We start from the raw sequence: 9343 nt of genomic DNA, 5'->3' as shown, positions 1-9343 counted from the left end.
CCCGGACCCCGGCGCCCCGGCCCCGGCGCCCCGGCCCCGGCGCCCCGGTCACCGGTGCGCCCGGGGCCTTGGGTCAGGCGTCGCCGCGGGCGTTGTAGACGAGGCTCTCGCTCGCGCCATAGGCGCGGTACACCTCGAGGGCCTCGTCGCGGGCCACTCCGATCGTCACCTCGATGCCGCGGGCGCGGAACTGGTCTGCCCAGTCTGCGACGACGGGGCCCTCATCGAAGCCCGTCATCTCCTCCAGTTCCGGGCCTTCGCCGGCGACGACGAGGGACCGGACCCCGCTCCACATCGTCGCGCCGTAACACTGCACGCAGGGGCGCCAGTTGACGACGAGCGCCAGACGCGCACCGTCTTCGCCGAGGTTCCAGCGGCCGAGGGCCCGCTGCGCCAGGGCGAGTGCCATGACCTCGGCGTGTCCGGATGTGATCCCGGTGCTCAGCACGACGTTGACACCGGCCGAGACCAGTTCGCCGGTCGACTCGTCCACGACGATTGCGGCGAACGGGCCTCCGTTGCCGGCTCGCCAGTTGCGGTCGGCGAGCTGGTTGACCAGCGCCATCCGCTCCTCATTGGTGGAGAGGATGCGCGGGAGGCCGTCGAGTTCCGATGTCAGCCACTCCGGCAGCGTCATCGTGTAGGTCGTGGCGAGTTGGGGCATAGCGATGCTTCTTTCGTGCGGGGGATGACCTCGACGCTAGGGTGCGTACGTTTCGCGGCGTCGGTGCGCGTGTTTCCGCCGCGTATCGCCGAGCCCTCCTGCCACCAATTGCACGAGGAGTCGTCGAGTGGACCGGTTCTCGACCGTCGCCAGGCCGTGCGCTCGGCGAGACGTCGTGCACTCGACGGCGCAGTACGGGGCACGGCGCACGGCCGGCCGGCCGGGCACGGTGGCGCGGCCGCACGAGGCGCGGCGGGACGGCGGCGCGGCACGGCGACACGGCACCGCCGCAGGGAGCAGGGCGCACGGCGGCACGGCCGCGTGGCGCAGCGCCGGGTCAGGCGCGAGGGCGAGTCAGGATGCCGACGACGCCGCCGAGCACCGCGAGAACGCCCGCGGCGGTCGCGACCAGGCCGAACGCCGCGGCGGGACCGCCGGCGGCGGCCAGCGCCCCTCCGGCCGAGGTGCCGATGGCGACGCCCAGCACGACGCCGCTGCCGGTCAGGGTCATGAGGATGCCCGCCCGGCCGGGCTGCGCGATGGAACCCGCGACGCTGAAGATCGTCAGCAGCGCCGGCCCCTGGAAGGCTCCGGCGAGCACGGCCCACACCAGCAGGGCGACCACGTTCGGCGCGAGCATCATGCCGACCGCGCCGATAGCCATCCCGGCTCCGGCGAGCACCCACCGCGTCGCGAGCCCGATGCGGTCGGGCACCGCGACCATGGCGACCGTCGTCACCGCGGAGCCGACCGCCATGACGGCGTACAGCAGGCTTCCCGAGTCGCCGAGTCCGTTCGCGAGGGCGAAAGAGGTCAGCCCCGCCTGGCTCGCGCCGAAGAACGTGCCCATCGCGAGCATGCCGCCGAGCACGACGGCGCCGAGGGACCGGCGCACCCAGACGGGCAGGGGCGCGCGCGTCGTCTCGGGAGCCTCGGCCGGCGCCGCATCCGCCCGACGTATGGCGAAGCGGGCCGTGGGGTGCAGAGCGAACTGCGTCACGAACACGGCGATGAGGGCCGCCGCAGACAGCAGTGCCACCTCGGGGGAGACGGTCACGGCGAGGATGCCGACCAGGGCGGGGCCGATGATGTAGACGACCTCGTCGGTGACGCCCTCGAACGCGAAGGCCGCCGAGAGGTCGTCGCCGCTCATCGCCATCCAGCGCACGCGCGAGAGCGGGCCGACCTGGGGGAGCGAGAGGCCGGTCGCGCCGGCGAGCGCGACGATCAGCAGGTCGGGGGCGTCGGCGATGGTCGCGACGAAGGCGACCGCGAACCCGACGTTCAGCACGACGCCGGTCAGGAGCACCGGTCGCTGTCCGAATCGGTCACTCAGGGCGCCGCCGGTCGGAGCGCCGATGGCTTCTCCCACCGCCGCGGCCGCGGCGGCCACGCCCGCGAGCGCGATCGAGCCGGTGGATGCGGTGGCGAGCGTGAGGATCGCCAGCGGCATCATCGACAGCGGCAGCCGTCCGAGAGACGTTGCGATCAGGTATCCCCACCCGGCGCGGGCGGGAAGGGCGCGGTAGGCGGCGAGGGCCGATCGGCCAGGGTTGGCCGAAGACGCGGAGGTGGTCGAAGACACGGTGAGTCGCTCTCTGATGCCTCCCCCGGCCCGGAGAGCATCGCATGCCCACTGTTGTTCGCTTCGAGCCGATCTTATCGGAGGCGGCCGCTCGCCGTCAGCGGCCCGATGCGGTGGCGCACGCGACGCACCGGGTGGCGTCGGGGCGCGCCTCGAGCCGGGCCGCGGGGATCGGTCGGCCGCACGAGACGCACACGCCGTAAGCGCCGGATGCGCTGCGCGCCAGCGCGGCATCGATCTCGAGGAGCTCCCGCTCGGCGGCTTCGCGCAGACCTTCCAGTCGCGACCACTCCGCCGACAGCGTCACGCCCTCGGGGTCGTGCTCGTCGTCGGCCGACTCCGCGCCGCGATCGGTGCGCAGTCCGTCGATCTCGGAGCTCACGTGGGCGAGGCGCCGCACGACGTCGTCACGTCTCTTGCGAAGTCGCTCTTCGGGCCCGGCCTCGCTCATGTCGCGCTCGTCTCCTCGCGTTCATGAGGGGGTGTCCACGCGCCGGGCTGAATGCCGCGCGCGATCCGTGTGGAGATCTCCCGCAGCTGCCGCCTCTGGGCGCTGGTGAGTCGATCCAGCACGAGGCCGCGCACGAGATCCTGGTGGCCGGGAGTCGCCTCGACGACCTTCGCCAGGCCGGCGTCGGTGAGGACGGCGAGCGTGAACCGCCCGTCGGACGGATCGGGCGTGCGGCGCATCCATCCCCTCGTCTCCAGGCGCGTCGCGGCGCGCGACAGGCGGGAGAGGGAGCTGTTCGCATAGGTCGACAGCGTGCTCATCCGCAGCGTCGTCTCGGGTGCGTGCGCGAGGGCATAGAGCACTCCGAACTCGAAGTGCGTGAGCTGCGCATCGCGCTGCAGCTGAGCGTCGAGGGCGGCGGGCAGCCATTCCAGCACGGTCGCGAGCGACGCCCATGTCGCCAACTCGTCGTCGGTGAGCTGCGCGGATGCCTCGGGTCGCGTCACGTCTCAGAGTCTAGCGCCGGGTGCCTCGTGACTTGCTCAGTAAAGTCAAACGACCTACCGTGTCACGTGACGGGGAAAGTCATCGGTGTGCGCGGAGGTGCGCGAGAGAGGATCAGGATGGAACAGGAACTGGCCGGTAGGACGGCCTTCGTGAGCGGATCCACGCAGGGGATCGGGTACGCGATCGCGGCGGCCCTCCTGCGCGAGGGGGCGTCGGTTGTGATCAACGGCCGCTCGGAGGAGCGTGTCGAGACGGCGGCGGCGTCGCTCCGCGCCGAGGTTCCCGGGGCAGACGTCGGTGGCATCCCGGCGGACTTCGGCGATGCCGCGCAGGTGGATCGCCTGACGGAGGCGCTGGCGGGAACCGACATCCTGGTGAACAACGTCGGTGTCTTCGAGCTGAAGGAGTTCGCCGAGATCTCCGACGCCGAATGGGCCCGCTATGTCGACGTGAACCTCATGAGCGGCGTGCGGTCGGCGCGCGCGGCGCTCCCCGGCATGCTCGAGCGCGGCTGGGGTCGCATCCTCTTCGTCGCCAGCGAGTCGGGGGTCGACGTGCCCGCTGACATGATCCACTACGGCGTCACGAAGGCGGCGACGATCGCGCTCGGCAACGGTCTGGCCAAGCTGACGCGCGGCACCGGTGTCACCGTCAACAGCATCCTCGGCGGGCCGACCTACTCCCACGGCGTCGCCGAGACCGTCGCCGCGATCGCCACGGCACAGGGCATGCCCGTCGAGGATCTCAAGGCGGCGATCACCGCGGGGAATCAGACCTCGCTGCTGCAGCGCTTCATCGAGCCGGACGAGATCGCGCACCTGGCGGCGTACCTCGCGAGTCCGCGCTCGTCTGCGACGAACGGTGCCGCCCTGCGTGCCGACGGCGGCACATTGACGACCATGCTCTGAGGCGGCCCGGAGGGTTCCATAGCGGGTCTCGGGGCCGGTGGCAACCAGGGGCCGGCCGGGGCTCGGCTGACAGAGGATGCTGACATGACGGACGCACTCCAGGCGGCAGACGCGCACGAGGATCTCGGTGATCTTCTCGCGGCCGTCGCGCTGGGTGACACCGGTGCCTTCTCGGCGCTCTACGCACAGGTCTCACCCGCGGCCTTCGGTCTCGCCATCCGGGTCATCGGGGACAGGCACCTGGCCGAGGAGGTGCTGCAGGAGGTGTTCCTGCACATCTGGCGGAACGCCTCGACGTTCGACGCCGGCCGCGGAGCCGCGAAGGGGTGGATCCTCATGTTGACGCACCGCCGTTCGGTCGACCGCGTGCGTTCGGTGCAGTCCGCCCGCGAGCGCGACATCGCGGATGCGGCGCGCGCCGCGGCGACGCCCGCCGGCGACACCGCGACCGAGGCTGAGCTGCGCATCGACGGCGCCCGCCTGCGAGAGCAGCTGTCGGGTCTGAGCACCGCGCAACGCCGGGTGATCGAGCTCTCCTACTTCGGCGGCCACACGCACGCGGAGATCGCCGAGATGATCGGCTGCCCCCTCGGCACGGTGAAGTCGCGCATCCGTGACGCGTTGACACGGCTCCGGGGACACCACGGCGTGCCCATCGAACCCGTGGTGGCCTGACGCGCAACCGGGTTGAGCGCTGATCGTACGTCGGGTTCAGTGGGGACATGGTGACACCCGAAGTGCGACGTTTCGCGATCGACGCCGTGACCGCGTTGCGCATCGTGCGCGACGATCCCGAGATCGGCGGGCGGCATCCGCTGGTTGGTCCGTCGGTGCTGCGCAGCCATGTGCTGTCGATGCTTCATCAAGAGACGAGAGAGGGCGCTCTGGATGAGGCGGACGCCCGAGCGCAGCTGGAAACGCTCGCGGGTCTGAAGATCCGGCTGCTCGGCGATCGTGTCTCGCGCGCGACGGCCTTCACCATCGCCCGCCGCCTCGATTGGCCCGATACCGCGCCGGCGGAGTACCTCGCCGTCGCTTCGCTGCAGGCCGACGTTCTCGTCGCCGGCGACGACCACATCGCGGCGGGCGCGGCGGGCATCGTGCCGCTCGCCGACTACGACGAGCTCCACCAGGACTGAGCCACCCGCGCGGCTCTCCTCCCCGGGTGAGCGGCAGGCATCGTGTCAGCGCAACGCGGAGAGGGCGAGGATGGCCGCGTCGACGTCGGCGAGCATGCGGGCCTTCTGATCGTCGTCGCACCAGGCGGCCTCGAAGCCGCGGCGCGCGATGCGCGCGGCATCCGCATCGTCGAGACCCATCACCGGCAGGGCGTGGGTGTACTCCCGGCCGATGTCGGTCTTGAAGAACACCGCGTCGTCGGTGGCGAGGGTGACGGGAAGGCCCGCGCGCACCATCTGCGCGATGCGGTGCTCGGGAGAGAAGTCCCAGTGCGAGAGCATGTGCGTCGAGTGCGGGGTGCACGTGAAGGGCACTCCGGATGCGACGGCCCGCGCGAGCGCATCGGCGTCGTCGACGACGCGGTAGCCGTGGTCGACCCGGTCGACGCCGAGCGTCTCGATCGCGTCGATCACGTTCCGGGGTGAGGCGGTCATGGTCTCGCCGGCGTGCGCCGTGCGCTTGAGGCCGTGGCGCCCCGCGAGGTCGTACGCCTCGCGGAACCGCAGCGGATCTTCGGTGAGCTCGGGTGTCAGGTCATCCTGCCCGATGCCGACGACGACGTCGCGCGGATGCGCCAGCACCGTCTCGACCATGGCGGTCGCCGCCGCGGCGGGCAGGGACCGGTTGATGGCCGCGACGATGCGGAACCCGACGCCGAAGTCGCGCTCGCCCTGTGTGAGTCCGTCGGTGATCGCGTCGATGAGGCTCGGGTAGTCGATGCCGCGGGGTGCGAAATTGTCGGGGTTGATGAAGTACTCGCGGTAGCGGAGGTTGCCGTCGCGCACCGCATCCTCGACCCCCTCGTAGGCGACGCGGGCGATCTCGTCACCCGTGGTGAGCGCCTGGTGCGCGGCGTTGAAGACGTCGAGGAAGTCGGGCAGCCCCTCGTACTCGAGCAGCGCGTCGAGGTCGTCGGTCTTCAGCGCCACGTCGTGCTTGGCGGCGAGCTCGATGAGGGTCGGCACGCGCATGACCGACACGAAGTGGCAGTGCAGCTCGGCCTTCGGCAGCAGCCGCAGGTAGTCGGTGGTGGAGAGCATGGCGTCCTTCGGGTGGGGTCGAGCGGTCCGCGGGTGGTATCAGTCTGCCCGCAGCAGGTCGGCGGCGCGTTCGGCGATGGCGACGGTGGGCGCCTGCGTGTTCGCGGTCGGGATGACGGGCATGACGGATGCATCCGCCACCCACAGCCCCTGCAGGCCCCGCACCGCCAGAGACGGATCGACGACGGCCATCTCGTCGGTGCCGATGCGCGCGGTGCCGGCGCAGTGGAAGAACGAGCCGATGTTCTCTCGCACGAACCGCATACGGTGCTGACGAGAGGTCATCGCCACCGGAGGGGTGATCGGCCCCTCGGCGAGGTCGGCGTAGGCCGAGGTGGCGACCAGGTCCTGCACCGCATCCAGAGCCTCGACCATGGCGGCCAGGTCGGTGGGGTCGGCGAGGTAGTTCGGCTGGAAGTCGGCCGGCACCGTCGGATCGGCCGAGCGTGAGCGCACCCAGCCGACGCTGCGCGAGCCGTACAGTCCCGGCACGAGCGCGAAGACGCGGTTGCCCGACAGGTCGTGGCGCGCGTGCAGGGCGTCGTCGCCGCGGGAGCCGTGCGCGATGACGGTGTGGAGGTCGGGGCCCGCCTGGGCGTGGGAGCTGCGCCAGTTCACCATCGCACCGCCGCCGTTGCCGAGGACCTCGCCGAGGTCGTGCCGGGCGCGGAAGTTGACGCCGAGGATCAGCGGGTGGTCCTGGAAGTTCTCGCCGACGCCGGGCAGGTCGTGGCGGGGACGGATGCCGGCGTCGCGCAGTCGCGCCGGATCGCCGATGCCCGAACGCTGCAGCAGGCGGGGCGTGTCGAGCGCGCCGGCCGCGAGCACGATGCGGGATGCGCGGGTGGTGACGAGCGCCCCGTTCACCTCGTGACGGACGCCGGTGGCGACCGTGCCGTCGAGCACGACATCGTGCACGGGGCTGTCCACGAGCACGTGCAGGTTCGGCCGGTGGAGCGCGGGTTCGAGGTAGGCGCGGGCCGTGCTCCAGCGCTCGAATGAGCCGTCTTCGCCTTCGACGGCGTTGTAATCGGCGTAGACGGCGCCCTCGTTCGAGGCCGCGTTCGCGTCGGCGATCACGGGGATGCCGCGCTCGCCGGCGGCATCCATCAGCGCATGCGCGATCGGATGCACGCGGGTGAGGGGTCCGACCCGCACGGGACCATCGAGACCCCGGAACGCCGGATCGCCCCCGGGCCGTGACTCGGAGCGGCGGAAGTACGGCAGGAGGTCGTCGTATCCCCATCCGGTCGCTCCGCGCTCAGCCCAGGCGTCGTAGTCGGCGCGGGCGCCGCGGTACCAGAGCATCGCGTTGGTCGACGAGCTGCCGCCGAGCACGCGTCCGCGCGGCATGGCGATCGCGCGGCCGAGGACATGCTCGGTGGGGGTCGAGGCGTAGCCGTGATCGTACGGTCCGCCGATGAGGGCATCCCAGTGGGCGGCTTCGAGGATCTCGCGCACCCCGCTGTGGGAGGGGCCGGCCTCGACCAGCAGCACCGTCGCATCCGGGTCTTCCGACAGGCGGGCGGCGAGCACGCATCCGGCCGCGCCGCCCCCGACGACGAGGAAGTCGTAGGAGGCGGCGGGCCTAGCGACGAACGGCATCAGGCCGCCGCCCTTCCGGCGTGGCGCCGTGGCGTGTCCCACTTTCGGCTGCTTTGAGGGGGTATTGAGCGCAGAAGTTGGGACATGCCGGCGGTGGAGGGGCTGACCGCGGCGGAGTGGTCTTCCTCCTGGAGCATGTCCCACTTTCTGTTGCTCAGAGGGGATGTTGAGCGCAGAAGTTGGGACATGGCGGGAGGGCGGCGGCTGTCCCCCGCGGGTGTGTCCCACTTTCGGCTGCTTTGAGGGGATGTTGAGCGCGGAAAGTGGGACATGGCCGCGGCTGACGGGCGGCCGGCCGCGCAGCGGAGACCCCCAGGGGGACAGACGTGCAGCATCAGTTGTGCTCGCTCGGACCCATGATGGTGATGCCCTCCGTCTCCTCGACGTGGCGCACGAAGATGTACTTGTCCTCGCGTCCGTCGGAGTGCTTGCGCTTGATACCGGGCTCGAGGATGCCGTCGGTCTTCGCCACGACGATGTAGGGCTCGTCGGCGGCGAGTCCCGCGGCGCAGTGCTCGTCGAACTCCTCCAGCGTCTGCGCGGTGAAGGCCTTCTCGACCCCGGCGCCGCGGGCTATCGCGGCGAGGTCGACGCGTCCGCCGTTGGTGTGGGTGCGGGGGCCGCCGATGGACTGGTACTGCTCGTTGTCCCACACGACGATGAAGAGGTTCGTCGGCTGCTCATTGCCGAGGGTGGCGAGGATCCCGAGGTTGAACAGCAGTCCGCCGTCGGTGTCCAGCGACACGATCTGCCGGTGCGGCAGGCCGACGGCGAGCCCGAAGGCCTCGGCCGAGACGCATCCGAGTTGCTGCTGGAACAGGCTCGCCTCACGCATGTGCGGGGCGGCGTTGTACCACTCGTCGACGGCGCCGCCGAGCGAGAGGATGACCAGCTCGTCCTGCAGGCGCGCGGCGAGCAGCTTCATGGCTTCGAAACGGGAGTAGCTCATCGGACCAGACCTCCTCCGAGCACGACGGCGGCGTGGTGGTACGAGGCGTAGGCGTGTTCGTACGCGTTGACCACCGCCTGCTCGATCTCCTCGACCTCGCGCACGATCGTGTAGGGGGTGCGCAGGGTCTGCAACAGCGGTTCCATGGTGATTCCGTGGGGGATCGCCCACCAGTTGTTCTCGCCGAGCTCGCCGCGGAAGCTCATGATCATGACGACCGGGATGCCGGCGCCGAGGCCCAGGCGGGCGAGGTGCTCAGTCGCGGCGCGCAGGCCGGAGTTCTCCATGACGAGCACGGCGCGCTTGCCCGACAGGAACACGCCGCCGGCGATCGCCGCGCCCTCTCCCTCGTTGGTGACGGGGATGGTGCGGATGTCGGCGTCGGCGTCGAGCGCCGGATACAGCTCCTTCAGGAGCGAGTCGGGAAGGTAAGTGGCGACGCTGACCCCGGCGCG

The 9343-nt window shown here is 71.2% G+C and carries 11 protein-coding genes; 3 read left to right on the top strand and 8 right to left on the bottom strand.

What is annotated here, in order from left to right; genetic code table 11:
- Positions 1–73: 73 nt before the first annotated feature.
- The 4 genes from B4E30_RS12935 to B4E30_RS12920 all read right to left on the bottom strand — a co-directional run bounded on the left by B4E30_RS12935 (position 74) and on the right by B4E30_RS12920 (position 3206).
- Positions 74–664, bottom strand: coding sequence for a nucleoside deaminase (locus B4E30_RS12935; protein WP_286795510.1), 591 nt, complete (start codon positions 662–664; stop codon positions 74–76).
- A 337-nt stretch (positions 665–1001) separates the two neighbouring features.
- On the bottom strand, positions 1002–2249 hold the full coding sequence (locus B4E30_RS12930) for an MFS transporter (protein WP_286795509.1): 1248 nt from the start codon (positions 2247–2249) through the stop codon (positions 1002–1004).
- Positions 2250–2346: 97 nt separating this feature from the next.
- The gene (locus B4E30_RS12925; RefSeq protein ID WP_286795508.1) at positions 2347–2700 is read right to left on the bottom strand and encodes a TraR/DksA family transcriptional regulator; all 354 of its coding nucleotides are present in this window, start codon (positions 2698–2700) and stop codon (positions 2347–2349) included.
- Positions 2697–3206, bottom strand: coding sequence for a MarR family winged helix-turn-helix transcriptional regulator (locus B4E30_RS12920; RefSeq protein WP_286795507.1), 510 nt, complete (start codon positions 3204–3206; stop codon positions 2697–2699). The genes B4E30_RS12925 and B4E30_RS12920 overlap by 4 nt, the downstream gene beginning before the upstream one ends.
- A 117-nt stretch (positions 3207–3323) precedes the next feature.
- Between B4E30_RS12920 and B4E30_RS12915 the strand changes: the two genes are divergently transcribed.
- The 3 genes from B4E30_RS12915 (at position 3324) to B4E30_RS12905 (ending at position 5254) form a co-directional block, all read left to right on the top strand.
- Entirely contained in the window at positions 3324–4115 is a 792-nt protein-coding gene (locus tag B4E30_RS12915) for an SDR family NAD(P)-dependent oxidoreductase (RefSeq protein ID WP_286795506.1), read from the top strand.
- An 84-nt stretch (positions 4116–4199) separates the two neighbouring features.
- Positions 4200–4790, top strand: a complete 591-nt coding sequence (locus tag B4E30_RS12910; protein WP_286795505.1) for a sigma-70 family RNA polymerase sigma factor — start codon at positions 4200–4202, stop codon at positions 4788–4790.
- Positions 4791–4837: 47 nt separating this feature from the next.
- Positions 4838–5254: a hypothetical protein gene (locus B4E30_RS12905; RefSeq protein ID WP_286795504.1), complete on the top strand. Its 417-nt coding sequence runs from the start codon at positions 4838–4840 to the stop codon at positions 5252–5254.
- Positions 5255–5299: 45 nt separating this feature from the next.
- Here B4E30_RS12905 and add read toward each other — a convergent pair whose 3' ends face one another.
- From add to B4E30_RS12885, 4 genes are all read right to left on the bottom strand, one after another.
- Positions 5300–6334 carry an adenosine deaminase gene (gene add, locus B4E30_RS12900; protein ID WP_286795503.1) on the bottom strand — a complete coding sequence of 345 codons (1035 nt, stop codon included), beginning with the start codon at positions 6332–6334 and terminating at the stop codon, positions 5300–5302.
- Positions 6335–6373: 39 nt separating this feature from the next.
- Positions 6374–7981, bottom strand: coding sequence for a GMC family oxidoreductase (locus tag B4E30_RS12895; protein ID WP_286795502.1), 1608 nt, complete (start codon positions 7979–7981; stop codon positions 6374–6376).
- Between the two features lie 292 nt (positions 7982–8273).
- A complete protein-coding gene (locus B4E30_RS12890; protein ID WP_286795501.1) occupies positions 8274–8888 on the bottom strand; it encodes a thiamine pyrophosphate-dependent enzyme in 615 nt (204 codons plus the stop codon).
- Positions 8885–9343, bottom strand: a 459-nt coding sequence (locus tag B4E30_RS12885) for a thiamine pyrophosphate-binding protein (protein WP_286795500.1), incomplete at its 5' end; no start/stop codon positions are given. The genes B4E30_RS12885 and B4E30_RS12890, both read right to left, overlap by 4 nt.

Source organism: Microbacterium sp. UBA3394, assembly GCF_002358725.1.
Lineage (GTDB): Bacteria > Actinomycetota > Actinomycetes > Actinomycetales > Microbacteriaceae > Microbacterium > Microbacterium luteum.
This window is presented reverse-complemented; position numbering and strand designations above follow the sequence as displayed.

What these genes read in the sequence shown, in the direction of transcription:
- B4E30_RS12935 (WP_286795510.1), bottom strand. Translation starts at nt 664, where the DNA reads ATGCCCCAACTCGCCACGACCTACACGATGACGCTGCCGGAGTGGCTG.
- B4E30_RS12925 (WP_286795508.1), bottom strand. Translation starts at nt 2,700, where the DNA reads ATGAGCGAGGCCGGGCCCGAAGAGCGACTTCGCAAGAGACGTGACGAC.
- B4E30_RS12915 (WP_286795506.1), top strand. Translation starts at nt 3,324, where the DNA reads ATGGAACAGGAACTGGCCGGTAGGACGGCCTTCGTGAGCGGATCCACG.
- B4E30_RS12910 (WP_286795505.1), top strand. Translation starts at nt 4,200, where the DNA reads ATGACGGACGCACTCCAGGCGGCAGACGCGCACGAGGATCTCGGTGAT.
- B4E30_RS12905 (WP_286795504.1), top strand. Translation starts at nt 4,838, where the DNA reads ATGGTGACACCCGAAGTGCGACGTTTCGCGATCGACGCCGTGACCGCG.
- add (WP_286795503.1), bottom strand. Translation starts at nt 6,334, where the DNA reads ATGCTCTCCACCACCGACTACCTGCGGCTGCTGCCGAAGGCCGAGCTG.
- B4E30_RS12890 (WP_286795501.1), bottom strand. Translation starts at nt 8,888, where the DNA reads ATGAGCTACTCCCGTTTCGAAGCCATGAAGCTGCTCGCCGCGCGCCTG.